This is a genomic window from Pseudomonas gingeri (assembly GCF_013385425.1).
Lineage (GTDB): Bacteria > Pseudomonadota > Gammaproteobacteria > Pseudomonadales > Pseudomonadaceae > Aquipseudomonas > Aquipseudomonas gingeri_D.
Map to the genome: position 1 here is coordinate 242,037 of NZ_JACAQA010000010.1, position 25,229 is coordinate 267,265.

A 25,229-nucleotide genomic window follows, 5' to 3' on the forward strand; every position below is an offset into this window, starting at 1 on the left:
ACGCAGCACCTTCGCTACCTGCCGCCACCTTCGGTTACTCGCGCAAGAGGACGTCACAGCATGAGCATCTCCAATCCCCCCGGGCAGAGCTCGTCCGGCAGCAAACGCAAGATCAGTCTGTTTCCCGCCACGGCCATCAACATGAGCCAGATGTGCGGCGTCGGCCCGTTCATCACCATTCCCACCATGATCGTCATCATGGGCGGCCCGCAGGCTTACCTGGGCTGGATCCTCGGCGCGCTGCTGGCCCTGTGCGACGGCCTGGTCTGGGCCGAGCTCGGCGCTTCGCTGCCCGGCGCCGGTGGTACCTACGTCTACCTGCGCGAAGCCTTCGGCAAACGCACCGGCAAGCTGTTGCCGTTCCTGTTCGTGTGGACCGCAATGCTGTTTATCCCGCTGATCATGTCCACCGGGATCATCGGCTTCGTGCAGTACCTGACCTGGTTCTGGCCGGACATGAGCCAGACCACCGGCAACCTCATCGGCCTGGTGCTGATCTGGCTGATCATCGTGCTGCTCTGGCGCAAGATCGAATCCATCGCCCGCCTGAGCATCGTGCTCTGGGTGATCATGCTGGCGAGTATCGCGGCGCTGATCGCCGCGGCCTTTTCGCACTTCCATCCGGAACTGGCCTTCAGCTTTCCCGAGGGCGCCTTCAACCTCGGCGACAGCAGTTTCTGGCTCGGCATGGCCGGTGGCCTGACCATCGGCATCTACGACTACCTGGGCTACAACACCTCGGCCTACCTGGCCGGGGAAGTCGAACAACCGGGCCGGGTGATCCCCAAGTCGATCGTCTGGTCGGTGCTCGGCATGCTGGTGATCTACCTGTTGATGCAGGTCGGCGTGCTCGGGGTGGTGGACTGGCACCGCATGCTCGACCAGAAGTCGGCGGCCTACAACTCCGTAGCCTCGGTGCTGCTCAGTGAAACCTGGGGCGATACCGCCGCGGCCGTGGTCACCGTGCTGATCCTGATCACCGCCGTGGCCTCGGTGTTCGCCGGCCTGCTCGGTGGTTCGCGGGTACCGTTCGAAGCGGCGAAGGACAAGGTGTTCTTCAACGCCTTCAGCGTCACCCACCCCAAGCACGACTTCCCGGTCTACGGCATCCTGAGCATGGGCGTGCTGACCTCCGGCGGTTTCATGATCGGACGCCTGACCGACCTCACTACCCTGATCCAGTTGCTGACCACGGTGATGATCCTGGTGCAGTCGGTGGCGCAGATCATTTCACTGTTCGTGCTGCGCAAGACCAAGCCGCACCTGAGCCGTCCCTACACCATGTGGCTGTACCCGGTGCCGGCGGTGATCGCCCTGCTCGGCTGGGTCTACATTTACCTGGCGTCCAACCACAACGCGCCTGGCGCCTACCCGATCCAGTGGTCGCTGGTGTGGGTCGCGGTCGGTTGCGTGGCCTACCTGTTCTGGGCGCGGGTGCAACAACTCTGGCCCTTCAACAAGACAAGCGATACCCACGATGCACGAGCCGTTGAATAACCCGGACGCCACGGCGTCCACCCAAGGTGTGCTGCTGGCGATCGACGTCGGCGGCACCAAGACCCAGATCGCCTGCTACGACCCGGTCAGCCAGCACCTGAGCACCCGCAGGCTGACCACCCATGCCGACGGCGCCCGTGGCGTACCGGCCTTCGAGCGCATCCTCGCGGCGGCACGCGCCTGTGTCGGCGACTTTGGTACCTCACGGGTGGCCAGCGTGGCCGCGGTGTTCCCCGGGGTCGTGCGTGGTCGCAGCCTGTTGATGGCACCGAACACGCCGGGGTTCGAAGAACTCGACCTGCCGTCGTTGCTGGGCGAAGGCCTGGACACCCAAGCCGTGATGCTCGACAACGACGTCAAGGCCGGCGCGCTGGCCGAGGCCCGCTGGGGAGCGCTGGCGGGCATCGACAACGCCATCTACCTCAACCTGGGCACCGGCCTGGCGGCGGCGGCCATCGCCAATGGCCGTTTGATTCGCGGGCAGAACGGCGCGGCCATGGAAATCGGCTACATGCTGGAGCCCTTTCTCGACCCGATGTACCCCGAGCTGTGGCGGACCCACGCACAAGGTGCCGCGCCACTGGAAGAGTTTTTCTCGGGCGCCGCGCTGACCCGCCTGGCCACGGAAATGCTCGGGCCGGGCCACCGCGCCCTGGACCTGTTTGCCAGCCGTGACCTGACGGTTCGCCAGGTGCTGGAACGGCGTATCGCCGGCATGGCGGTGCAGGTCAGCAATCTCGCCGTGGCCCTCGATGTCGAGCGCATCGCCATCGGCGGCGGGCTGTTTCACCAGGCCTCGACCCTGGCACCGGCACTGAAACAACTGATCGGCCAGGTGGTGCCCTTCCCTCCGGAGATTGTCGCCGCCCACTTTACCCATGACGCGCCGCTGTGGGGCGCCTTGAGCATGGCCATGGACGCCGCCGGCCTGAGCTTCATTCCCGGCGATCTTCTTTGCGTACCCGACAGCCCACGGGGCTGACGGACATCCAGGTATTTACGTTATGTCACTGATGCTCCAGGAAACCCTGTCGATACCCGCCGTCATGCAACGCATGCTCGACGACGACCGTGCCATCGTCGCCCTCGGCGAACAACTGGCCGCCGCGCCGCCGGAGCTGATCATCAGCGTCGCCCGTGGCAGCTCCGATCATGCGGCCGCTTACTTCGGCTATGCCATGATGAGTCAGGTGGGGATTCCCTGGCTGTCGATTCCACTGTCACTGGTGAGCCTGCAACAGCCGCCACTGCGCCTGAAACACTGCTGGGTGGCCGCCCTGTCCCAATCGGGCAAGAGCCCGGACCTGATCGCCAGCGTGAACTACCTGAAACAACTGGGGGCCCGCGTGGCGGCGTTCGTCAACACCGCCGAGTCGCCATTGGCCGCCGCCAGCGATGCCGAGGTGCTGCTTCCGGCCGGGCTGGAACAGAGCGTGGCCGCAACCAAAAGCTATGTCGCCATGTTGATGGCCGGGGTGCAGACCGTGGCGGCGCTGAGCGCCAGGCTGGGGCAGGACAATGGCCTCGGCGTCGCCCTGCAAGGCTTGCCCGCCGCCCTGGCGCGGGCGGTCGACGAGGACTGGTCGCTGGCCCTTGAGGTTTTGCGCCCGGTCGACAAGATGGTAGTGATCGGACGCGGCCCGGCGCTGCCCATCGCCCAGGAAGCAGCGCTGAAACTCAAGGAAACCTCGGGGATCCAGGCCGAAGCCTTTTCCAGTGCCGAGGTCCGCCACGGACCGATGGAAATCATCGAGGCCGGTTATCCGGTCCTGCTCTTCGCCCCGTCCGGGCCCGAGCAGGCCGGCACCCTGGCGTTCGCCGAGGACATGCGCCAGCGCGGCGCCCGGGTCTTGCTGGTGGCGCCACGAGGAACGCCCGGCGCCAACCTGGTCAGCGTGCCGACGGCCCACCCGTTGCTGGAGCCATTCACCATGATCCAGGGGTTTTACCTGATGGCCGCCAGACTGGCCGAGTTGCGTGGACGCAATCCCGATCAGCCACGCTTCCTCAAGAAGGTGACCGAGACGCGCTGACTGCGCAAAGCCGCCAGGGACGGACGCGGCTCAACAGCCGCGAACGCTCGAAGCCTCGGCCGTCGCAGAGGCACGCGGCCCGAAGTACAACGCGATCAGCACACCGACGCCGCCCATCACCGCGCAATAACCGACGCAGACCCAAGGACTCCAGGGCATCAGGCCGATCAGCAACAGCGGCGTGGTGCTGGCCCAGAGTGCGTAGGCGATATTGTAGGTAAAGGAAATACCGGAGACCCGGATGCGCGCCGGGAACAATCCCACCATCACTGAAGGCACCGCCCCTACAACACCACAGGCCAGGCCCGCCAGGGCATAGGCCAGGCCAATCCATTCAGCGCCATGGATCAGGCAGCTATAGAGCAGCGCGATGCCCAACGGCAGCAAGGCGCTGTAGAACAGCACCGCGCGCCAGGCACCGATCCGGTCCACCAGCCGGCCGGCCAGGACACAGCCGATGTTCAGGAACACGATCCCCAGGCTGCTGAGGGCGAATGTATGGCTGGCGCTCATACCGAAAACTTTCTGCATCACGGTCGGCGTGACCACCACCAGCACCACCACCGCCGAGGTCAGGACACAGGTCAGCAGCATCGCCGGCAGGATCGCCCGACGGTGAGTGCGCAGGACCGCCTGCAACGGCACCTCCTCGCCTTCTTCACGACGCGCCTGCAAGGCCATGAACACCGGGGTTTCGCTGAGCCAGCGACGCAGCCAGACACCGATCACGCCGAACACCCCACCCAGCAGGAACGGAAAGCGCCAGGCGAAATCGAGGATTTCGCCGGGGCTGTAGATCCGTGCCAGGGCGGTCGCGGTCAAGGCGCCCAGCAGATAACCGAAGGTCAACCCGGCCTGCAAAACCCCCAGGGCATAACCGCGGTGCCCGGCTGGCGCGTGCTCGGCAACAAAGACCCAGGCACTCGGCACCTCGCCGCCCACCGCCGCGCCTTGCAACACCCGCAGCAATAACAGCAGCAGCGGCGCCCAGTAACCGATCTGGGCATAGGTCGGCATGATCCCGATCAGCAGGCACGGCAGGGCCATCATCAGGATGCTCAGGCTGAAGACCCGCTTGCGCCCCAGGCGGTCGGCGAAGTGCGCCATCAGGATGCCGCCCAGCGGGCGAGCCAGATAACCGGTGACGAAAATTCCGAAGCTTTGCAGCAAGCGCAACCATTCGGGCATTTGCGGGGGGAAGAACAACTCGCTGAGGGTCAGCGCGAAGAACATGAAAATAATGAAATCGTAGATTTCCAGCGCACCGCCCAACGCCGCCAGGCCCAGGGTCTTGTAATCGGACCGGGCAAAACGACGGGCGTGCGGAATGTGATCGGCAGTCATGAAAACATCCTGGCAACGTATTCAGGTACCGCATCGGCCGGTTTGCCGGCCGCTGCAAAAATCGGAGGATACCTGAGTTTGCCAAGGGCATTGGGACGACATCGCGGATACCCGTCAGGGGGCAATATCACTCTGCTACCAAAGAGAGTCAGAAAATCTTCCCGGATTGATTTATCGTGGGCACCTGCTTACAGATTGCGCTCCCGGAGCTTCGCCTGTAGCTCCCTAATAAGACCAAGAACAAGAGGACCTCTCCATGGCCGCTGCTATAGAAACCAGCCGCTACGCCCGCTTTGCCCTGCTCTGCTCGAACTGGGCCGAACGCTGGTTTCCCGACTCCTGGGTGTTTGCCGCACTGGCGGTGATCGTCGTCGCCCTGGCCACCCTGGCCATCGGCGCGAAGCCGAGCGAAGCCGCGATGGCCTTCGGCGACGGCTTCTGGAGCCTGATCCCCTTCACCATGCAGATGGCCTTCGTGGTGATCGGCGGTTATGTGGTCGCCAGTTCGCCACCGGCGGTGAAGCTGATCGACCGCCTGGCCCGGATCCCGAAGAACGGCCGTTCGGCGGTGGCCTGGGTCGCCCTGATTTCCATGGTCGCCTCGCTGCTGAACTGGGGGCTGTCCCTGGTCTTCGGCGGCTTGCTGGTCCGCGCCCTCGCGCGCCGCACCGATCTGCGCATGGACTACCGCGCCGCCGGTGCCGCCGCCTACCTGGGCCTGGGCGCCGTCTGGGCCCTGGGGCTGTCGTCGTCCGCCGCCCAGTTGCAGGCCAACCCGGCCAGCCTGCCACCGTCGATCCTGTCGATCACCGGGATGATTCCGTTCACCCAGACCATCTTTCTCTGGCAGTCCGGCGTACTCTTGCTGGCGCTGATCGTGGTCTCGCTGGTGATCGCCTACGCCACCGCACCGGGCCCCGACTCGGCCCGGGACGCCAAGGCCTGCGGCGTCGATCCGAGCTTCAACCTGCCACCGCTGAGCCAGCGCTCGCGCCCCGGCGAATGGCTGGAATACAGCCCGCTGCTGATCATTCTGCTGGCCTTGCTGGCCGCCGGCTGGCTGTTCCATGAGTTCTCGACCAAACCGGCGATCAGCGCCATTTCCGGGCTGAACACCTACAACTTCCTGTTCCTGATGGCCGGTGCGCTGCTGCATTGGCGCCCGCGCAGTTTTCTCGACGCCGTGGCCCGTGCCGTGCCGACCACTACCGGCGTGCTGATCCAGTTCCCGCTGTACGGTTCCATCGCGGCGCTGATGACCACGGTCAAGGGCGGCGACGCGCTGACCCTGGCCCACCACATCTCGACCTTCTTTACCCAGATCGCTTCGCACGATACCTACGCGTTGCTGATGGGGGTGTACTCGGCGGTGCTCGGCTTCTTTATTCCCTCCGGTGGCGGCAAATGGATCATCGAGGCGCCCTATGTGATGCAGGTGGCCAATGACCTGAAATACCACCTGGGCTGGGCAGTCCAGATCTACAACGCGGCCGAGGCGCTGCCGAACCTGATCAACCCCTTCTACATGCTGCCGCTGCTGGGCGTGCTGGGATTGAAGGCGCGGGACCTGATCGGCTTCTCCTTCGTGCAACTCCTGGTGCACGCACCGTTGGTGCTGTTCCTGCTGTGGGCGCTGGGGACCACCCTGGCCTACAACGCACCCGTCATGCCATAGCGGTTGCTACAAACTACAAGCCGCTGCAAGAGCGCTGTTATCCGCGCTCTTGTGGCTCGCCGCCCCCAAGTAAAGTAACAAGTAAGTGACAATTTCAAAAACGACGACGCTAATTGCAACAATGCTGAATTGATGCTGAATAAGTACGCAAGAACGCAAATTCCACGAGTCAGTGATCCGCGTCATGTATTACGCTGTCCGGACAAACCGGCACGATCGTACCATCACGTTTTTTCCGAGCGTGCCCCGCCCCACCCGTCGTGCTTCAAGGTGGATGAATCATGGACCAATGGAAAGAAGAGCAATTGCGGCTTCTGGGTTCGGCGCAAGAAGAGCAGGAATTGTTCGAGCTCTTGCCCGGTCTGGTCAGGCAACTAGGCTACCCCTATTACCGCTATATCAGACTGAACCCCGGTGCCTCCCCCTGGATAAAGAACAACTATCCCGAGGAGTGGAACCAGTACTATCAGGACCACAACCTCTACGTGATCGACCCGGTGCTGACCCGTGCCCGGCATTCCCATATGCCAGTGCTCTGGTCGCCGGAAATTTTTGCCAAGGACCCAGCGTTCTGGACCCAAAAGCAATCGTTTGGCATGCGTCATGGCTGGTCACAGACGGTACAGCATGTTCAGGGCCCTCAGAGCATTCTGTGCGTCGCCCGCCCCAAGGGCGAAATCGATCGCCGCGAGTTCTACCAAAAAGCCGGGCATATTCTGTGGCTGTGCAATGTCCTGCATTCAGCAGCCATCCGCGACCTGTCCAGCACGCCCACGTATCTGCTGTCTCCTCGGGAAGTCGAGGTATTGAAGTGGTCGGGCGAAGGCAAGACAGCACCGGAAATCGCCCGGTTGCTTGAGCTCAACGTGCGCACGGTGAACTTCCATATCGCCAACGCGATCACCAAGACCGGCACCACCAACAAAGTCGCGGCGATGGTCGCGGCGATTCAGTCCGGGGCCCTGTAAGGCCCCCGGCAAAATTCCGTCACGCAATCCCTGCCCCATCCCCCTCGACAATTGGCATACTGCCCGGCGGCAGAATGGATCTGTCGCTGTTCCGTCATATTGCATTGCTAAGTTTCGATGCGAAATATTTTGATACGTCAAACCCAGCCAGCAGGAACCCAGGATGAGTGACGAGAAAGACCTCGACCAGTCGCAAGCGCCCGAAAACGATAACCCCACCGACACCAGTCGTCGCCGCTTTCTCGGTGGTNNCGACGCTGACCGCCTGCGGTTCCCCGAGCGAACCCGGCAAGCCGGACACCCGCGAGCTGTCGGGCGCCGAGCTGGACAAGGCGCTGCACGACCAGGTGAAAACCGTGGTGGTGATCTACGCCGAGAACCGCAGCTTCAATAACCTGTTCGCCGACTTTCCCGGCCTCGAGAAACCCTTGTCAGCCCTTGCGGCGGCGGACTACCAGCAACGCGACCGTGATGGCAGCCTGCTGCAGACCCTGCCGCCGGCCTGGGGCGGTGTGCTGCAGATCGGCCCGCAAAGCGTCGACGGCGTGACCTACCCCGCGGAAACCCAGTTCCAGCAGAACCTGCCCAACGCTCCGTACGCCCTCAAGGGCCCGAACGGCGAGGACCTGCCCCTGAGCCTGGTCACCCGCGACCTGTGGCACGTGTTCTACCAGAACCAGATGCAGATCAACGGCGGCAAGAACGACCAGTTCGTCGCCTGGGCCGACTCCGGCGGCCTGACCATGGGTCACTACGCCCAGAACCGTTACTCGTTGCGCCTGTGGGACGTGGCGAAGGAATTCGTGCTCTGCGACAACTTCTTCCAGGGTGCCTTCGGTGGTTCTTTCCTCAACCACCAATACCTGATCAGCGCGACCGTGCCCTTCTACCCGGACGCCGCCAACTCGGTGGCCAAGCCGCAGATCGCCACGCTGCAGAGTGACGACCCGCTCGGCACGCGCCTCAAACCCCTGGAGAAATCCCCGGCCAGCGCCATGACCGGCGCGCCGCAGTTCGGCCCCAGTGCGTTGACTCCAGACGGCTACGCGGTGAACACCATGGCCCCGCCTTACTGGCCGACCTGGATCCGCGACCCCGATCATCCGGACTATGCCAAGCCGGGCTTGCCCACGGTACTGGTGCCCCAGGGCCACGAACACATCGGCGACAAGCTATCGAAGAAGAACGTCGACTGGGCCTGGTACGCCGGTGCCTGGCAGGTCACCCTGGACCAGTTCAAGGACTCGGCCGGCATTCCGAAGATCCCGAATTTCCAGTACCACCACCAGCCGTTCAACTACTTCAAGCAGCAGGGTCCGGAAAACCCTGGCGAGCGCGCCAAGCGCCTGCGCGATGGCGGACTGGGTGAGGATCCGAGCAGCAACAAATTCCTCGCCGATGCCCAGGCCGGCAAGTTGCCAGCGGTGACCTTCTACAAGCCCCAGGGCAACCTGAACATGCACGCCGGTTACGCCGACGTGGCGTCCGGCGACCGGCATATCGACCGTATCCTGAAAGTACTGCAAGAAAGCCCGCAATGGAAAAACATGGTGGTGATCGTCACCGTCGATGAAAACGGCGGCTGGTGGGACCACGTGGCGCCACCGCAAGGCGATCGCTGGGGGCCGGGCACACGGGTTCCGGCCCTGGTGGTCTCGCCTTTCGCCCGCAAGGGCACGGTGGATCACACGGTGTATGACACCGCCTCGATCCTGCGCTTGATCACCCGGGTGTTCCAGCTGGAGAAGCTCGACGGTCTCAAGCAGCGTGATGACGCAATGGTCGCCCGCGGCCAGAAGCCGATGGGCGATCTGACCAACGCGCTACGATTTACCGTCTGAGACAGGCACGCGGAGGAGCCAGTAGCTGGCTCCTCTTCTCGCCCCCCGTAGAAGCCGGCTTCTGCAGGTTCGCTCATGTATCGGCGCCGACCAAATAATAGCCCAGAGCCACTATCCGCTTTACCCCCTCCGTACTCCGGTAATATCCTTGCCCGCTAGTATTCTGTTTCAGAATTTTGCCGAGCGAAAAGGGAGTTCGTCGTAATGATCGTAGGGATTGACCTGGGGACCACCAACAGCCTCGTTGCCGTCTGGCGTGGGGAAACCAGCGAGTTGGTACCCAATGCCCTCGGCCAGTTCCTGACCCCCAGCGTGGTCGGCCTGGACGATGAAGGTCGGGTACTGGTCGGCCAGGCGGCGAAAGAACGGCTGCACACCCACTCACAGACCACCACGTCACTGTTCAAGCGCCATATGGGCAGCGCCCAGGAAGTACGCCTGGGCGATCGCCTTTTCCGTCCGGAGGAACTCTCCGCCCTGGTGCTCAAGAGCCTCAAGGAAGACGTCGAACGTGCCTACGGTGAAACCGTGCACGAAGCCGTGATCAGCGTCCCGGCCTACTTCAGCGATGCCCAGCGCAAAGCCACCCGGATCGCCGGTGAGTTGGCGGGACTGAAAGTCGAAAAACTGATCAACGAACCCACCGCCGCCGCTCTCGCCTATGGCCTGCACCAACGCGACAAGGAAACCTCGTTCCTGGTCTTCGACCTCGGCGGCGGCACGTTCGACGTGTCGATCCTTGAGCTCTTCGATGGTGTCATGGAAGTCCGCGCCAGCGCGGGTGACAACTTCCTCGGCGGTGAGGATTTCGATAGCGTATTGCTCGAATACTTTGTCGACAGTCAACGCGGGGCCGCGGACTTCCCGGCCCCGGCCAGCGTCAGCCAGGTACTGCGGCGCGAAGCCGAACGTGTGCGCAAGGCGCTGGGCCAGGATGCCAGCGCCGAGTTCAGCCTGCGTGTCGACGGCCGGCAGTGGAGCCGGACCGTTACCCAACAGCAATTGGCCGAACTCTACGCTCCGCTGCTGGAACGTCTGCGCGGCCCGATCGAACGGGCCCTGCGCGATGCACGGATTCGGGTCAACGACCTGGACGAAATCCTGCTGGTGGGGGGCACCACACGCATGCCGCTGGTGCGCAAGCTGGCCGCCGGCCTTTTCGGACGCTTCCCCTCCATCAGCCTCAACCCGGACGAAGTCGTGGCCCACGGTGCCGCCATTCAAGCCGCACTGAAAGCGCGCTCCGCCGCACTGGAAGAAGTGGTGCTGACCGATGTCTGCTCCTACACCCTTGGGATCGAAACCTCCCATCAGTTCGGCCAACAGATCGACAGCGGACACTACCTGCCCATTATCGAGCGCAACAGCATCGTGCCGGTCAGCCGGGTCAAGACCGTGTATACCCTGCAAGACAACCAGGCCGTGGTGCTGCTGAAAATCTACCAGGGAGAAAGCCGCCTGGTACGCGACAACGTCTTTCTGGGACAACTGGAAATGCCGGTGCCCAAGCGCAAGGCCGGCGAGGTCTCGCTGGATGTGCGCTTCACCTACGACAACAACGGCTTGCTCGAAGCCCAGGTCAATATTCCGCTGACCGGCGAACAGCACTCGCTGATCATAGAGAACAACCCCGGGGTGCTGTCACCGGAAGAGATCCAACAGCGCTTGCAGGCCCTGACCTTGCTCAAGGTGCACCCACGCGATCAGCAGGTGAACACGGTGCTGAGCGCACGCCTGGAACGTCTTTACCAGGAAAGCCTGGGCGAGTTGCGCGAACGTATCGGCCAATGGGCCGGGCAGTTCCAGCAAGTGCTCGAGGGACAGGACGAACGACGCATTCGCGAGATCCGTCAGGAACTGATCGAACAGCTGGATAAACTGGACAACGGTATCTGGCACTGACAGGAGTCGCGACATGAATTGCTGGACGCTCTTGCAACTGCCGGAAGACGCCGATGAACGCAGCATCAAGCGCAGCTACGCGCGACTGCTGAAAAGCAATCGCCCGGATGAAGACGCCGAAGGCTTCCAACGCTTGCGCGAAGCCTATGAGCATGCGCTCGAGATTGCCCGCTGGCGGGACGATGACTCGCCAGAAGAGGCGCCTTCCCTGCCCGTGACCGTCCTGACAGCCGACGCGATGGAACACGCCCAAACGTATGAATGGTCCTGGCCCGCGGATATTCAAGCGCTGAACACGCGCCCCGCTGCGCCGGTCCGCGATGATCCGATCCCGTCCCTCCTGGCCGACCTCACCGAACAGAACTTGCCGGAGCGTTGGCAGCAGGCACGACAACAGCAATGCGCCGACGCGTTTCAACAGGCGCTGTTGAACCTGTGCTTCGAACAACCGGGGCTGCGTCGTTCAATTGCCGCTTGGGCCGTTCAGCAGTTGGAATGGTTGACGCCCTGGCAAACCGTGCGCATGACACCCTGGCAAGCTGAAGCCTTGTCCAGTGGATTGCTGCAGGAGTATCGACAGACCCTGCAGGATCTAATGGAAGCAGGGCAGGAACGCCCGTTCCTACAGCAGTTGAAAAACTACCTGCAACAGCCCTGGATCAAGGTGTTCGACCGGAGCCAGGAATGGCAAAGGATTGTGCTGCAACTGCTCAACGAAACCCAATGGAGCGTGCCGTTATTCGACCGGGTCTGCCAGGCGTTCGGCTGGGACGATCAGGCAGGCGTAACCCCTGAACCGCTGTGGATCTGGCAATCGCTGAACAGACGCTGCGAGCGCGAAGCCTTCTATGGGGAACTGCAAACCAGAGCCTTGAACCATTTCGAGGGGGAGCCGGTGCAAAAAGCAGCCTTTGTGCTGCTGACGCCCCTGTCTCTCTGGCAACTGGGCCTGGAATTCAAGGGCTTTACCCATAGCCATTGGCAGGCCTGCCAGGACCTTGCAGACCAACTCACCCACAGGTACCCGGAACTTATCGAGCGCCTGCCCAATCCCGACGTTTTTTTCTGGCGCAAGTTCCTACCCCGCGCCGTCCCCCCCTCCAGTTGGAGATGGCTATGGGCCGGCTGCTCGTTGGCGCTGATACTGTCGACGATTCCCGCATGGCAAACCTGGCAAGCCAAAGGCGAGCTAGGGACCCATTTGCTTGTTTCGCTGCTGACGGGTCTGGTCCCGGTGATTGTCGGCACCTATGCGATGAATGTCTGGCAAGCCATCTCCAGGCAACTGCTGACGATCGATTTATGGCTGAGCGAATACCTGCTGCCCAAACGCATCAACCCGAACCGATATTGGCTGGTCATTCGCCACGGCGTGCCGCAGGCAATAATCGCGCTGCTGTTTCTGGCCTGGTCCGGCGGACTGGGCATGGCGACATTCATCGGCATCGGCGCAATCGGCCTCTTCGACAGCAAGCGCCAGGGCGGCGAGCGCCCCGAATCGATCTGGCGACACCCCTGGCGGGCCATCCTGCACTTCACCCACTGGAGCCCCCTGCAACTGGGATTCTTCCTGCTGATGTTGTGCATCACGATCACATGTTTGCTGGTGGTCCCTGGCTATCCACTGACCGCGGACAGAAGGCGATGAAGTCCGGGGGAACGCCTACGCTTGGTCAGGGATATCAAGTACAAGAAAAATCACAGTTTCCCCATAACGGGAAAATACCACCTGCAGCAGTATGAGCAGTCACCTCACCCAATGGTCAACGCTGAAAAGGATCTGAGCATGTCAAAACTCGCTGTATTGACGAGTACCTTAGCCGCACTCACCCTGAGCACCCTTGCCCACGCCGATGTCGAAATGAAACTGGGTAGCCGGGAACGCGTCACCCAGCTTTTCGCCTATCCCAACAACTGCAACGTCATCTGCTTTCGCAACTGGACCCTGGAACAGACCGCCGAGCACTACCTGAACCAGAGCGTGCAGCGCGACGGCTACACCAACGCCAAGGTGACGGTGAAAGCCGACGCCGGCCAACTCTATGCCCACTTCAGCGGCGTGCCGAACGGTTATGACAAACCGCTGGAGCAACTGCTCAATGCTGGTGAACTGGCCTACAAAGGCGCCTCGAAACTGAATGCCGACGGTAAATGGGCCTACAACTGGTACCTGTTCCTGCCGCTGGGCCTGGCCCTGGACAACCGCAAGAGTGTCGAACTGCTGCACTTCCCGCCGGATTACTCGTTGACCCAGGCCCAGGACTACCTGGAGTCGGCCACCACCGACCGCTGGGCCGAGCTCCTGACCGACAACGGTATTCCCAAGGAGCAGACACCGGGTTACCAGACCATCATCGACATCGCCCCGATTGCCGCGCCGTCCAACGCCGGCAGTACCCTGGAAACCGTCTACAGCTACTTCACCGACTACCAGACCACCATGGTCAAGGAAGTCAGTGTCACGTCCAAGGGCACGGCGTTGCCGATGGTGGCCTTCGGTGCACCGGTGCGTAACTGGATCAAGCAGCAATATGGCGCGGACGTCGGTGTGCTACAGCTGGGTCTCATCCGCCCGGCAGCGGGGACGATAGTACCGGTGCTGGGCTCCAATCACCCGAGCTATATCTGGTACGCAGCGGACCCGGCCAGCTATGGCGGCGATCAGGCGAAGGCCGATGCGGCGGGCTTGAAGGTCATGGGGCAGGACTTGAGTGCCGCCTGCTGGCAGGCCGGCATGGGCCAGAAACCGGGCAGCGATCCGGCGGCGCAGCTGAAAAGCTGTACTGATAACTGGCAGGTGACCAACACCCAGAAAACCTGCGTGCTGTTCTATGAGTCGATACGCAAGCTGTCGCCAGCCGATGCCGAGAAGCAATGCTCGACCACGGCGATCAAGACGCAGCTCAACGAGCTGAAGAAACCGGCGCCGGCACCAGTGACGGCGATGCCGGTCATCTGACCGCGTAAGGTTCAAGGGCCTATTCGCGGGCAAGCCCTGCTCCTACAGTCCGTCGTCGTACACCGATTTTGCATACGACACAAAACTGTAGGAGCAGGGCTTGCCCGCGAAGACGTCAGCTCAAACGACGCAAGCCTTAAGAACCTCCGCCTACAAAGCTCGCGGTATCAGCAGGACTTCAGAGCGCATCCACCGGCCGCAACCGGTACTGCGGCGGCAACTGCTCGATGCCGCTGATGGTGGCGTTCAGACTCTTCCAGCGCCCATCCTTGATCCCGTAGATGCAGCCATGGATCGACAGGCTCTGCCCACGGTGCCAGGCATTCTGCACAATGGTGGTATGCCCGACGTTGGCCACCTGCTGGATCACGTTCAACTCGCACAAGCGGTCGACCCGCTCTTCCTCGGTCGGCAACTGCGCCAGCACTTCGCGGTTCTCGTAATACAGGTCGCGAATCGACCGCAGCCAGCCATCGATCAGGCCCAACTGGCGATCCTGCATCGAAGCCCGCACACCGCCGCAACCGTAGTGGCCGGTAACCAGGATATGCTTGACCTTGAGCACATCCACCGCGTACTGGATCACCGACAGGCAATTGAGGTCGGTGTGCAGTACCACGTTGGCCACGTTACGGTGCACGAACAGGTCGCCCGGCAGCATGCCGACGATCTCGTTGGCCGGAACCCGCGCATCGGAGCAGCCGATCCAGAGGAATTCCGGGGTCTGCTGGCGCGCGAGCTTGGCGAAAAACTCCGGGTCTTCTTCCTTGATCGCAGCAGCCCAGCGCTCGTTGTTATCAATCAGATCCTGTAGTTCGTTCATGCTCTGCCGCCTCAAGATAGTCCGAAGTTATGACACCCGCCCCTGGCTCGGGGTCACGTGGAAAATCTTCAGTCAACCAACGTACACGCCATCACCACCGCGTCTTCGCGTCCACCCACCGCAGGGTAGTAATCGCGACGGCGTCCGACCTCATTGAAACCGTAACGCTCATACAGGCGGAAGGCCGCCCGATTGCTGTCGCGCACTTCAAGGAAACATTCCCGGGCCTCGGCCGCATGGGCCCGCGACATCAGGTGTTCGAGCAGGCGCAAACCCAGGCCACGGCCCTGGCTCTCCGGCTTGACCGTGATATTGAGCAGGTGCGCCTCATCGAGAATGATCTGCACCACGCCATGCCCGACCTGCTGGCTGCCTTCGAACATCAACCAGATCTGGTACTTGCCCAGGCCATCGAGGAAAATCCCGCGGGTCCAGGGATGGCTGAACGCCGCGTATTCGATCTTCAGGACCGCATCCAGGTCCGCCTCGGTCATCGGGCGAAAACTTACCGCATCACTCATCGTTACTTTTCCATCGCGCCATCAGCCGACGCATGGCTTGCCAGACATCAGCCTTGCGCTGTGGCTCATCCATCAATAATTCCAGACCGGGCAACGCCCAGGCCGATCCCAGGCCTTCGACCTGCAGTTCACGGTTATACGATTCGGCATTGGCTTCACCGGCAAAACGCACCGCCGGCAGGCCGATCAGCCACAGGCAGGCGCACTCGCCCTCTTCCCGACGGGCCTGGACAAAGCCCTGGACAAAGTCCCGCGCCGCATCCGGGCCCTGGTCGAGGTTGCCGCGTACCAGCAGCGGCCAGCGCACCGGCTCGCCGACAATCTGCGGGCTGTCCGGCAGCCCGGCGGCGCGCAGCATGTCCTTGAGCAACAGGTAGGCCGGGTCGCGACTCTGGAACGCCTCGCCTGTGGGTAACTCCACCAGCACCAGGCAACGCCCGGCGCGCAACAATTGCAGGGCGAAACGCGGCGGTGGGACCTGAACCGCCTTGACCGGGGCCGGCGCCTCTTCAACAACGACCGCCGGCTTGCTTTCGGCGCGCTGGATCGGCGAGGGCCGTGGCACTTCGATCTTCGGCCGCTCGACGGACCTGGCCACCGGTTCAGCGGCCTTGCTCGCCTCAGGCACGGGAGCCTGGACCTCGACCAACGGCTCCGGCTCGACAAACAACTCCGGCCGCGACGGCGCGGCGAACGGCAGTTCGGTGCGGGGCAGCCAGTGGACCACCTGCATGGCGGTCAGATAAGCGCGGCGGCGGGACTCGATAAGCAAAGGTCGGCCATCTGTGGATAAGTTGAAGCAGGGATTCTACCGCCCTTCGGCGAAGATCGCCCGCAGTTGATCGCAAGAACGCCAAGCCTCCGATCACCTGCGGGTCAATCAGGTGCTTGATGCAGTACAATCGCTCCTTTTAATTTGCCAACCAGCCGGCCTCTCCCATGATCGAACCCAAGCGCGTCTTGCGCGCCCTCGCCGAGCACTGGGCCCTTCTGGAGCCTCTGTGCGAACACTTCGACCAAGGCACCCTGAGCCTCGGTGAACTGCGCCAGCAACTGGCTGCCCAGCAGCTGGACAGCACGCCCCAGGACATCACCAGCCTGCTGGACGTGTGGATTCGCCTCGATATCCTGGTGCCCGTGGCGAAAAGCCCGAACCGTTTCGAGCTCAATGCCCAGATCCACGACTTCCTCGCCTACCTGCGCCGCGAACACCGCCTGGGCCTGTGCCTGGAGATCGAAGCCTACCTGCGCCACCTCGAGCGCCTGGCCGGTTACATCCAGGACGCCTTCGATATCCGCGACGGCAACGACCTGGCCCGCCAGCTGCGCCTGCTCGACATGCGTGTGCGCGATGTACTGAAAAAGCTCGCCAACGACGAACAGGCCCTGGTGGCCGTTGCCGAACGGGCCAAGACCAGCGACCGGCAGATCCCGCTGCGCCAGCGTTACGCCGAGGTCCTGGCGACCTGGGACGAATACGTCGAGCCGATGATCCAGCTGGTGAACGCCGACGGCGCCTTCGAACAGGGCGTGCGCAAGGTCGAGAACGTGCTGTTGCGCATGCTCAGCGAACAGCAACGTCTTGGCCACCTGGTGGACGACGACATGCTGCTGCGCACCCATGCGCGGATCCTGGAAATGCAGACCAGCGCCCAGTTGACCCTGCGCCATGCCCGCGAACTGCTGCTGCCGCTGCGTGAAGAAGCCCGCCGGCACAACGCCGTGACCCGTGGCGCGGCCCTGGCCCTGTCGGTGATCCGCCGCAAAGGGCTGGACGCCGTGCCGCAAGCGGCGATGCCGATGTTCACCCGCCCGCAAAGCACCTTTCTCGGCAGCTCCGGCCAGGTCGAGGCCTATGTCTACGCCCTGGCCCGCTTCGAAGCCAAGCCGTCGCGTTTCCCCAAGGCGCACAAGTCGTCCAAGGGCGGCGAGTCGCCACGGGCGCCGCGCACGGTCAAGGAAATGCTCGAACGCTGCAGCGACGCCCTGCCGATGCCGGACCTGATGAGCTGGCTGCTGGAGCAGGAGCCGGACGGCGCCACCGACGAATTGCTCTACTGGTTCTCGCGCCTGTCGCGGGAAAAACGTTTCCAGCGCGAGCGCCTCGAACGCCGCGACTACCACACCCAGGAGCACCAGGTCAGCCTGCGCTCCTTCGCCCTGCTCTCGCGTGTCGAAGAAGCCGGCGAAAATTCCGCGAGCACACCCCATGCATCTTGATCTTTCCGAACTGTCCCAGCTGGCGCCGATCTTTCGCGAGCTGTTCAAGGGTTACCACATCAGCCGCCGCGACCCGGAGCTGTACGCCCAACTGTCCAACTGCCAGGACCAGTACCGCACCCTGTTCAAGGCCCTGGGCTTCGAGCTGGTCTGCGACACCCGCGGTTTCTACTACTTCGTCCCGGACAATGCCGCCGCCCAGGTGAACAAGACCGCCCAGCGCCTGGCGCTGTTCACCTTCATCCTGGTGGAACACCTCGCCGACCAGGGCCGCGACCCGGTGGCCGTGCTCGATGGCGGCAGCCTCGGTCGTGACGAACTGCCGTCGCTGCTGGAGAAATACCGCGACCTGTTCGTCCAGGCCGAAGTCACCACCCAGGAAGAGCTGGAAGAGAAGATCATGCGCCGCATGACCCAGCTCGGCTTCGCCCTCGAAGAACCCGGCCTGTTCCGCTTCCTGCCACCGATGCACCGCTTCCTCGACGTCTGCCTGTCGGTCCAGCAGGACCGCGACATGGCCGCCAGCCTGCACAGCGTGCTGCCGTTGCCGACGCCGGTGCTGGTGGATGACGACAGCGACGAAAAATTGCTGGAAACCGATGACCCGCTGGACCTCAGCGAATTCGTCGAGCCCACCGAAGAAAGTGAAGAAGACGCGCTGGCCCGGGCCATTGCCGCCGAGCAACAGGAGATGGACGCATGAGCCAGGAACGCTACGGTATTCGCCGCTTCGCCCTGCTGAACACCGCCGGCTACAGCCTCGGCCTGTTTCCCCTGGAACATCCGCTGTCGGTGTACGGCGCGAACAACCTGGGTAAATCGGCCTCGATCAACGCCTTGCAGTTCCCGATCCTGGCGCGCATGTCGGACATGAGCTTCGGCAAGTACAGCCTGGAACAGTCGCGGCGCTTCTACTTCGCCACCGACACCAGCTACATCCTCGTCGAAGTCGCCCTGCCCCACGGTCCCCACGTGATCGGTGTGGTCGGACGCGGCCCGGGCGGCGGTTTCGGCCACCAGTTCTTCGCCTATGCCGGACGCCTGGACCTGGCGCATTACCAGAAGGACGACACCTGCCTGCGCCAGAAGGAACTGTTCAACAACCTTGAGCGCAACGGCCTGAAAGCCTACGAGCTCAAGCCCGATGAACTGCGTCGGCTGCTGGTCGGCGGTCATACTTCGATTCCGCTGGACCTGACGCTGATCCCGCTGCGCTCCACCAGCGAACAGAGCCTGAAGACCTTCCGCGCCTTGTTCATCAACCTGCTGCATATGCGCGAGATCACCGCCGCCAAGCTCAAGCAGCTGTTCCTCGATGCCTTCGAGCACAGCCTGCGTTCCGGCAGCGTCGACTATATCGCCGCCTGCGAGGAAGCCTTCCGCGATGTGCGGCGCATGGAGCAGGACTACAACGCCATGGTTGCCGCCGGCCCCCTGGTCGAGGCGCTGGCCTCGGGGGTCCGCCAGCGCGATGTACTGCGCGGCAAGCTGCACCGTATTTCGCCGCTGCTGGACTCGTTGCTCGGCACCTGGTCGGACTATGCCGGTGCGCGCAAGGAAGAACTGCTGATCCAGTCCGAGCATTACCGCAATGAACAGGACGCCCTGCAGAACGACCAGCGCAGCAGCACCCAGGAGCTGATGCGCCTGGAGCGGGAAATCAGCGACCTGCAACGCTGGCTCGGTGAACTGTCGGTACTCAAGAATCGCTTCGCCCTGGTCAACGATGTGAAGGTGCTGGAGCAGCAACTGCTGGCGGCCAAGGATGCCCACGACGAACTGGCCGGCGCCCTGGCCCAGTCCCGGCAGTTCAGCGCCGAGGACCTGGAAGAGCGCCTGCGCGACCTGGAAAAACGCCTGAAGTCGGTGAAACAGCAACTCGATCACGCCGACAACAACAGCTATGCCCGGCTGCGCGAAGAGTTCTCGCAACAGGATGTCGAGCGCCTGATGCGCCTGTTCAATAGCGCCCTGTTCAGCCTGCCCCTGGGCGAGCACGGCATTGCCCTGGACGAGGAAGGCGAGTGGGTCAAGTCCATGGAACTGATCCTCGACGGCTTCAAGGGCGAGCGTTTCGAAGTGCCGGGCCTGTCCATCGACCTGTCCCATATCGAGCCGCCGGCGCTGCAAGCTCTGGCCGATCGTGCTGCATTGCGTGACCAGAAAGAGCGCCTGGAGAAAGAGCTCAAGCAACTGAAAACCCAGCAGGCCGTCGCCGCCGACCGGGCCGCGAGCAAGACCCAGACCGAAGCGCTGTACCAGCAGGTGCTGGACGCGCAGAAAGCCCTGGAAGACTTCCGTCGCGCCCAGACCCTGAGCGCCGAGGAAGGCGACAAGCTGGAACAGTTGGCCCAACTGGAAGCCGCGCAGGATGAACTGAAGCGCTCCAGCGATGCCTTCACCGAACGCGTCCAGCAACTGTCGGCCAAGCTGCAATTGGTGGGCCGGCAGATCGGCGATATGGAAGCCAAGCAGCGCACCCTCGACGACGCCCTGCGCCGTCGCCAGCTGCTGCCGGCCGACCTGCCGTTCGGCACGCCGTTCATGGATCCGATCGACGACTCCATGGACAACCTGCTGCCGCTGCTCAACGACTACCAGGACAGCTGGCAGGGCTTGCAGCGGGCCGACGGGCAGATCGATGCGCTGTACGCCCAGGTGCGCCTCAAGGGCGTGGCCAAGTTCGACAGCGAGGACGACATCGAGCGTCGCCTGCAACTGCTGATCAACGCCTATGACCACCGCACCGACGAAGCCCTGACCCTGGGCAAGGCCCGCCGTGCGGCGGTGACCGATATCGCCCGGACCCTGCGTAATATCCGCAGCGACTACGACAGCCTGGAACACCAGCTGGCGCTGTTCAACCGCGAGATCAACAAGCGCCAGGTCTCCAACCTGCAGAGCTTTCGTATCGTGCTGGCGCCGAACAAGGACGCGCTCAAGCATATCGACCAGATCATCCACAGTGCCGGCCAGTACGAGGAAGGCGAAACCCTGTCGGTGTTCGACCTGAGCCAGAGTGCCGACCAGGACAACAAGAACGAAGAGGCCAAGGAATACCTGGCGCGGCTGGTGGCGGCAAACCACAACCAGCTGGGCTTGAAGGACCTGTTCGAGCTGGCGTTCGAGATCACCAAGGTCAACGGACAGCCGGTGATCCACACCGATATCGACGGCGCGGCGTCCAACGGGACGACCATGACCATCAAGGCGCTGACCAACATGTACCTGTTGCTGCACCTGATGGACCGCGACCAGGCCGGGCGCGTGCGTCTGCCGTACTACCTCGACGAGGCCGCGGACATCGACGAACGCAACCAGGCGGCGTTGCTGGAGACCAGCCTGCAACTGGGCTTCGTGCCGATCCTGGCGAGCGTGAAGCCGCAGGTGTCGGCGCATGTGGCCATCGACCTGGAAGGCGGCAGCGGGCCGAACGGGATCTATATCGACGAAGCGGACTGGAAGTACATCCGCCGGCACGATGAGGTCCGGGCAACGGTGCCGAGCGAAGCGGCGGAACCGGAGCTGGACGAGGTCTGACTCCAGAAGCTGGAAAGCAAAAGGCCGCGATCATCGATCGCGGCCTTTTCATTTTGGCGGGAGAAATACTGTCGCCCCCTGTAGGAGCCAGCTTGCTGGCGATGAGGCCAGTGAGCCTTGCATCGCCTGACCAGCCGTCATAGCCAGCAAGCCCTACAAAGGCGATGCTATTTACCGAGGCTGATCTTCGGTGCCCAGGTCAGCCACTCATCCTCGAACTTGTCGAACAGCGGGAAGGTCTGCAACGGCCGCGCCGCCGCGCCCATGCGCTCGCCATCCGGCGTGGCAAAGGCAATCCCGCCCTGGATCAGCGTCTCCAGCGACTCGGTCCGCACCGTCGCGCCTTTGAACAAGCCGAAGTCGACACCAAACCCGCTGGTGTTCCAGAACCGGCTGCCGGTGTGCACCAGCGATGCATAACGGGGCTCGATCAGGATATGGATCAACACCCGGTCGGCGGTGGCTCCCAGCTCATACCCGGTCACCTTGCCCACCGTAACCTCGCGGTAGGTCACCGGTACGCCTTCCTTCAGCGAACCACGTCGCGCGGCGCTCAAGGTCAGGCTCAAGCCGGCTTGCGGCACCGCCGCATCCGGCGGCTCCTTGAGCGCGACAAAATCCTTCTGCACCCCGAGTTTCTTCGTTGCCGGCTGCACCTCGAGGTACTGCCCGGTAACCAGGGTTTCCAGGTTGGCGGTCTTGATCAGGCCCAACTCCGGTTTCACCACCCAGAACTGGCTGCCAACCCGAGCGATACGCTCCGGCACTTCGGTAATCCGCGCCGACAGCAACACCGATTGCAGGTCATCGCTCAGGTCGACACTTTCGATCTTGCCCACATCCAGGCCTTTGAAGCGGATCGGCGTGCCACTGCGCAGGCCGTCGGCGCGATCGACCCGAATGGTGATCAGGGTGCCTTGCTGCTGCGCCTCGTCATGGTTGGGGAACAGGCGGAAGCGCGGAATGCGTTTTTGCAACGGGGCTTTGTCCAGTGGGGTCTCGAAGGCGATACCACCGGCCATCAGGCTTTGCAGGGACTCACTCTTCACCTGGATGCCACCGGTCAGGCCACCGCTGAGGGTGATGCCACTGGCGTTCCAGAAACGGCTCGAAGCGTTGACCAGGTTTTCATATTCCTTCTCGATATGGACGCCGATAATCACTTGCTTGCGCGTGCGGGAGAACTGGTAGCTCTGTACCGAACCGACTTTCACCTGGCGGTAGAGCACCGGGCTGCCGACATCCAGGGAACCCAGGTTGTCGGTAAAGAGCACCATGTGCAGCCCCGGGGAGCGCAGATCCAGTGGCGGCGCCTTGGCCCGGGCCTCGAACTCACGCTGCGGGTGACCGCCTTTGTCGCCGGGGCGAATGGCGATGTAGTTGCCTTTGACCAGGGCCTCGATCCCGGTGATACCGGCCAGGGAAATCGACGGCTTGACCACCCAGAACTGGGTACCGTCCACCAGGTAATCCTCGGCCAGCGGATCGAGGGTCAACTCGGCGTTGGCGCTGGTCAGGTCGGGGTCGATCTTCAGGGTTTTCAGGCTGCCGACCTGGATACCTTTGTACATCACCGGCGTACGCCCGGCCTGCAACCCCTCGAAGTCGCTGAGTTTCACCTTGACGCGGATCCCGGCCTGGGCAGCGTCGAAATCCTCATAAAGGCGGAACGGCAGGCTCGGGTCGGTGGGCGGGCTGTCCTTGCGATTCTCCGGCGTGGCGAAGGCGATACCGCCGGCGACGATGCTCGCCAGGGACTCGCTGCGCACCTTCACCCCGGACAAATTGGCGTCGATGCTGATGCCGCTGGCGTTCCAGAAACGCGTGTGTTTGCGCACCAGGTTGGCGTAGGTCGGCTCGATAAAGACCTTGAGCTCGACCATGTTCTGGTCCGCCGAGAGTGCATAACTCTTGATCTGGCCGACCTGGATCTGCTTGTAGAACACCGGGCTGCCACGGTTCAGGGAACCCAGGCGGTCGGCCTTGATGGTGATATGCAGGCCCGGCTTGAGGTCCGACAGCGGCGGCTCCTGGTTCAACGCCTTGAACCTGCGCTCCGGTTCGCCATCCCCGGGGCTGACCGCGATGTAGTTGCCGGACACCAGGGTATCCAGGCCGGTGATCCCCGCCAGGGTCACGCTTGGCTTGACCAGCCAGAAGCGGGTATTGGTGCGCAGGGACGACTCGACATCCTTGTTCATCTCGATGGTGGCGACGACCCCCTTGGTGGAGCCTTCGACATCCAGGCTCAGGCCCTTGACCTTGCCGATGGGCATGCCCTTGTAGACGATCTCGGTCTTGTTGGCCTGGATGCCCTCGCCGCTTTCGAAGCGCACCTGGATTTCGATGCCGCTCTGGCTGTAGGCACGCCAGCCGAGCCAGCCGCCGATGATCAGGGCAATCAGCGGCAGGACCCAGACGGCCGACCAGTTCGAGGCCGGACGGGTTTTGGCTTTTGGCAAATCACTCATGGTCGTCGTCCGACTCCGTGTTGTCCCAGATGAGTCGGGGATCGAAGGTTACTGCGGCAAGCATCGTCAAGATCACCACACTGGCAAAGGCTATCGCGCCGAGATTGGCTTCGACGCTGGCAATTCTTCCAAAGTTCACGACCGCCACCAGAATGGCGATCACAAAGATATCCAACATTGACCAGCGGCCAATGAACTCGATAAAGCGGTACATGATGATCCGCTGCCGGGCCGACAGCGGCTGGTGGCGCTGCACCGAGAACAAGAGCAGGGCGATGCCCACCAGCTTGAACGTCGGTACCAGAATACTGGCGACAAAAACCACGGCGGCAATGGGAAACATACCGTGCTGCACCAGGGTGATGACACCGGACATGATGGTACTGGGATCGCCCTTGCCCAGGGAACTGACGGTCATGATCGGCAACATATTGGCCGGAATATAGAGAATCGCCGAGGTCAGCAACAAGGCCCAGGTACGCATCAGGCTGTTGGGGCGCCGTGGGTGCACAGCCGCACCGCAGCGGGTACAGACCTGCTCGTCACTGCCCTCTTCCTGGCGGTTCAACTCGTGGCATTCCGTACAGAACAGGATGCCTGCATCAATCGCCCGCATGTTCGTCTTCTCCCGATAACGCCTGCCAGATCTGGTGGGGCGACATGACCACCTCCAGCATTACTTGGACCAACAGCAAACCGACAAAGCAGGCCAGGCCCAATCCGAGGCTCAGCTCCGCCAGGTCGGCGAGTTTGACAATCGCCACCAGCACGCCCATGAGATAGACCTCAAGCATGCCCCAATCGCGCAGGTGGTGGTAAATGCGGTACAGCAACAAGCCATAGCTGCGCCCGATATCCCAGCGAATGCTCAACAGCACGGCCAACTGGCAGAGCAGCTTGAGCAAAGGGATACCCATGCTGCACAGGAACACCACCACGGCGATGCCGGACATGCCGGTATGGTACAGGCCCAGTACGCCGCTCCAGACCGTATCGTCGGAAGTCCGGCCCAGAAGATTGAGCTGCATGATGGGTAAAAAGTTCGCCGGGATGTACAACAGCAGTGCGGCGAGCACCAGGGCCAGGCTACGCTCGACGACATTGTGCCGATGGGCGTAGAGCTCGTAGCCGCAGCGTGGGCACTGGGCTTTTTCGCCAAGGCCGAGCTGGGGCTTGCGCATCAGCAGGTCGCACTCGTGACAGGCCACCAGCGTGTCCAGGGGAAGTTCCGACACCTTTGAAGGGTCAACCGGATCCGGCATAAATGGGCTCAGGTTCTGTAAAAGACGGGGGCTATTCTAGTGTTCCGGCTCAAAAATAACCTTGTCAATTTGTCAGGAAACGGTCTGCATTCTCGTATGCTCCCGGCTTGCCGGCGATGAGGCCCGCGAGTCTTGCGAGATTTCGGCGGCACAAAAACAAAACCCCAACTGCT

The 25,229-nt window shown here is 62.7% G+C and carries 18 protein-coding genes and 1 pseudogene; 12 read left to right on the plus strand and 7 right to left on the minus strand.

The genetic code is table 11. The features are described 5' to 3' along the window. Positions 1–60 precede the first annotated feature (60 nt). The 3 genes from HX830_RS16320 to HX830_RS16330 are packed head-to-tail and all read left to right on the plus strand — an operon-like array spanning position 61 to position 3,530. Positions 61–1,497 carry an APC family permease gene (locus tag HX830_RS16320; protein WP_177101206.1) on the plus strand — a complete coding sequence of 479 codons (1,437 nt, stop codon included), beginning with the start codon at positions 61–63 and terminating at the stop codon, positions 1,495–1,497. After that, complete coding sequence (locus tag HX830_RS16325) at positions 1,478–2,479, plus strand: ROK family protein (RefSeq protein ID WP_177101208.1); 1,002 nt, start codon at positions 1,478–1,480, stop codon at positions 2,477–2,479. Before HX830_RS16320 ends, HX830_RS16325 begins: the two co-directional genes overlap by 20 nt. A 22-nt stretch (positions 2,480–2,501) precedes the next feature. Then, positions 2,502–3,530 (plus strand): SIS domain-containing protein, encoded by a 1,029-nt coding sequence (locus HX830_RS16330; RefSeq protein WP_177101210.1) that lies wholly within the window; start codon positions 2,502–2,504, stop codon positions 3,528–3,530. A 30-nt stretch (positions 3,531–3,560) separates the two neighbouring features. Here HX830_RS16330 and HX830_RS16335 read toward each other — a convergent pair whose 3' ends face one another. Beyond that, positions 3,561–4,874: an MFS transporter gene (locus HX830_RS16335; RefSeq protein WP_177101212.1), complete on the minus strand. Its 1,314-nt coding sequence runs from the start codon at positions 4,872–4,874 to the stop codon at positions 3,561–3,563. Between the two features lie 256 nt (positions 4,875–5,130). Here HX830_RS16335 and HX830_RS16340 point away from each other — a divergent pair, with 256 nt between their 5' ends. From HX830_RS16340 to HX830_RS16365, 6 genes and pseudogenes are all read left to right on the plus strand, one after another. After that, a complete protein-coding gene (locus HX830_RS16340; protein ID WP_152740110.1) occupies positions 5,131–6,549 on the plus strand; it encodes a short-chain fatty acid transporter in 1,419 nt (472 codons plus the stop codon). Positions 6,550–6,830: 281 nt separating this feature from the next. Further along, positions 6,831–7,517: an autoinducer binding domain-containing protein gene (locus HX830_RS16345; RefSeq protein ID WP_177101214.1), complete on the plus strand. Its 687-nt coding sequence runs from the start codon at positions 6,831–6,833 to the stop codon at positions 7,515–7,517. Between the two features lie 163 nt (positions 7,518–7,680). After that, positions 7,681–9,358, plus strand: a pseudogene (locus HX830_RS16350) (acid phosphatase). Positions 9,359–9,562: 204 nt separating this feature from the next. Continuing rightward, positions 9,563–11,260 (plus strand): molecular chaperone HscC, encoded by a 1,698-nt coding sequence (locus HX830_RS16355; RefSeq protein ID WP_152740112.1) that lies wholly within the window; start codon positions 9,563–9,565, stop codon positions 11,258–11,260. Between the two features lie 13 nt (positions 11,261–11,273). Continuing rightward, entirely contained in the window at positions 11,274–12,908 is a 1,635-nt protein-coding gene (locus HX830_RS16360) for a J domain-containing protein (protein WP_177101216.1), read from the plus strand. Between the two features lie 138 nt (positions 12,909–13,046). After that, entirely contained in the window at positions 13,047–14,219 is a 1,173-nt protein-coding gene (locus tag HX830_RS16365) for a hypothetical protein (RefSeq protein ID WP_152740114.1), read from the plus strand. 178 nt (positions 14,220–14,397) lie between these two features. On the opposite strand, the gene can is transcribed toward HX830_RS16365, so the two are convergent. The 3 genes from can to HX830_RS16380 form a co-directional block, all read right to left on the minus strand. After that, positions 14,398–15,042 carry a carbonate dehydratase gene (gene can / locus HX830_RS16370; RefSeq protein WP_103497556.1) on the minus strand — a complete coding sequence of 215 codons (645 nt, stop codon included), beginning with the start codon at positions 15,040–15,042 and terminating at the stop codon, positions 14,398–14,400. Positions 15,043–15,110: 68 nt separating this feature from the next. Continuing rightward, positions 15,111–15,563: a ribosomal protein S18-alanine N-acetyltransferase gene (rimI, locus tag HX830_RS16375; RefSeq protein ID WP_100942348.1), complete on the minus strand. Its 453-nt coding sequence runs from the start codon at positions 15,561–15,563 to the stop codon at positions 15,111–15,113. Beyond that, complete coding sequence (locus tag HX830_RS16380; RefSeq protein WP_177101218.1) at positions 15,556–16,335, minus strand: energy transducer TonB; 780 nt, start codon at positions 16,333–16,335, stop codon at positions 15,556–15,558. Before HX830_RS16380 ends, rimI begins: the two co-directional genes overlap by 8 nt. A gap of 167 nt (positions 16,336–16,502) precedes the next feature. On the opposite strand from HX830_RS16380, the gene mksB reads away from it, so the two are divergent. The 3 genes from mksB to mksF are packed head-to-tail and all read left to right on the plus strand — an operon-like array spanning position 16,503 to position 21,323. Beyond that, positions 16,503–17,783 (plus strand): Mks condensin complex protein MksB, encoded by a 1,281-nt coding sequence (gene mksB / locus HX830_RS16385; RefSeq protein ID WP_103497558.1) that lies wholly within the window; start codon positions 16,503–16,505, stop codon positions 17,781–17,783. Further along, positions 17,773–18,486 carry an Mks condensin complex protein MksE gene (gene mksE, locus HX830_RS16390; protein WP_177101220.1) on the plus strand — a complete coding sequence of 238 codons (714 nt, stop codon included), beginning with the start codon at positions 17,773–17,775 and terminating at the stop codon, positions 18,484–18,486. Before mksB ends, mksE begins: the two co-directional genes overlap by 11 nt. Then, positions 18,483–21,323, plus strand: a complete 2,841-nt coding sequence (mksF, locus tag HX830_RS16395; RefSeq protein WP_177101222.1) for an Mks condensin complex protein MksF — start codon at positions 18,483–18,485, stop codon at positions 21,321–21,323. The genes mksE and mksF overlap by 4 nt, the downstream gene beginning before the upstream one ends. Before the next feature lie 167 nt (positions 21,324–21,490). On the opposite strand, the gene HX830_RS16400 is transcribed toward mksF, so the two are convergent. From HX830_RS16400 to HX830_RS16410, 3 genes are read right to left on the minus strand one after another with little or no spacing between them, the layout of a single operon-like run. Then, positions 21,491–23,794, minus strand: coding sequence for a PqiB family protein (locus HX830_RS16400; RefSeq protein ID WP_152740117.1), 2,304 nt, complete (start codon positions 23,792–23,794; stop codon positions 21,491–21,493). Then, positions 23,787–24,410, minus strand: a complete 624-nt coding sequence (locus HX830_RS16405; RefSeq protein ID WP_177101224.1) for a paraquat-inducible protein A — start codon at positions 24,408–24,410, stop codon at positions 23,787–23,789. Before HX830_RS16405 ends, HX830_RS16400 begins: the two co-directional genes overlap by 8 nt. After that, positions 24,397–25,056, minus strand: coding sequence for a paraquat-inducible protein A (locus HX830_RS16410; protein ID WP_152740119.1), 660 nt, complete (start codon positions 25,054–25,056; stop codon positions 24,397–24,399). The genes HX830_RS16405 and HX830_RS16410 overlap by 14 nt, the downstream gene beginning before the upstream one ends. Positions 25,057–25,229 lie beyond the last annotated feature (173 nt).

Bases quoted from the DNA above. Each gene is read 5' to 3' on its own strand.
- HX830_RS16335 (WP_177101212.1), bottom strand. From the start codon at position 4,874: ATGACTGCCGATCACATTCCGCACGCCCGTCGTTTTGCCCGGTCCGAT.
- mksF (WP_177101222.1), top strand. From the start codon at position 18,483: ATGAGCCAGGAACGCTACGGTATTCGCCGCTTCGCCCTGCTGAACACC.
- HX830_RS16330 (WP_177101210.1), top strand. From the start codon at position 2,502: ATGTCACTGATGCTCCAGGAAACCCTGTCGATACCCGCCGTCATGCAA.
- HX830_RS16360 (WP_177101216.1), top strand. From the start codon at position 11,274: ATGAATTGCTGGACGCTCTTGCAACTGCCGGAAGACGCCGATGAACGC.
- mksB (WP_103497558.1), top strand. From the start codon at position 16,503: ATGATCGAACCCAAGCGCGTCTTGCGCGCCCTCGCCGAGCACTGGGCC.
- HX830_RS16345 (WP_177101214.1), top strand. From the start codon at position 6,831: ATGGACCAATGGAAAGAAGAGCAATTGCGGCTTCTGGGTTCGGCGCAA.
- rimI (WP_100942348.1), bottom strand. From the start codon at position 15,563: ATGAGTGATGCGGTAAGTTTTCGCCCGATGACCGAGGCGGACCTGGAT.
- HX830_RS16365 (WP_152740114.1), top strand. From the start codon at position 13,047: ATGTCAAAACTCGCTGTATTGACGAGTACCTTAGCCGCACTCACCCTG.
- HX830_RS16325 (WP_177101208.1), top strand. From the start codon at position 1,478: ATGCACGAGCCGTTGAATAACCCGGACGCCACGGCGTCCACCCAAGGT.
- HX830_RS16410 (WP_152740119.1), bottom strand. From the start codon at position 25,056: ATGCCGGATCCGGTTGACCCTTCAAAGGTGTCGGAACTTCCCCTGGAC.
- HX830_RS16400 (WP_152740117.1), bottom strand. From the start codon at position 23,794: ATGAGTGATTTGCCAAAAGCCAAAACCCGTCCGGCCTCGAACTGGTCG.
- HX830_RS16405 (WP_177101224.1), bottom strand. From the start codon at position 24,410: ATGCGGGCGATTGATGCAGGCATCCTGTTCTGTACGGAATGCCACGAG.
- HX830_RS16355 (WP_152740112.1), top strand. From the start codon at position 9,563: ATGATCGTAGGGATTGACCTGGGGACCACCAACAGCCTCGTTGCCGTC.
- mksE (WP_177101220.1), top strand. From the start codon at position 17,773: ATGCATCTTGATCTTTCCGAACTGTCCCAGCTGGCGCCGATCTTTCGC.
- HX830_RS16320 (WP_177101206.1), top strand. From the start codon at position 61: ATGAGCATCTCCAATCCCCCCGGGCAGAGCTCGTCCGGCAGCAAACGC.
- can (WP_103497556.1), bottom strand. From the start codon at position 15,042: ATGAACGAACTACAGGATCTGATTGATAACAACGAGCGCTGGGCTGCT.
- HX830_RS16340 (WP_152740110.1), top strand. From the start codon at position 5,131: ATGGCCGCTGCTATAGAAACCAGCCGCTACGCCCGCTTTGCCCTGCTC.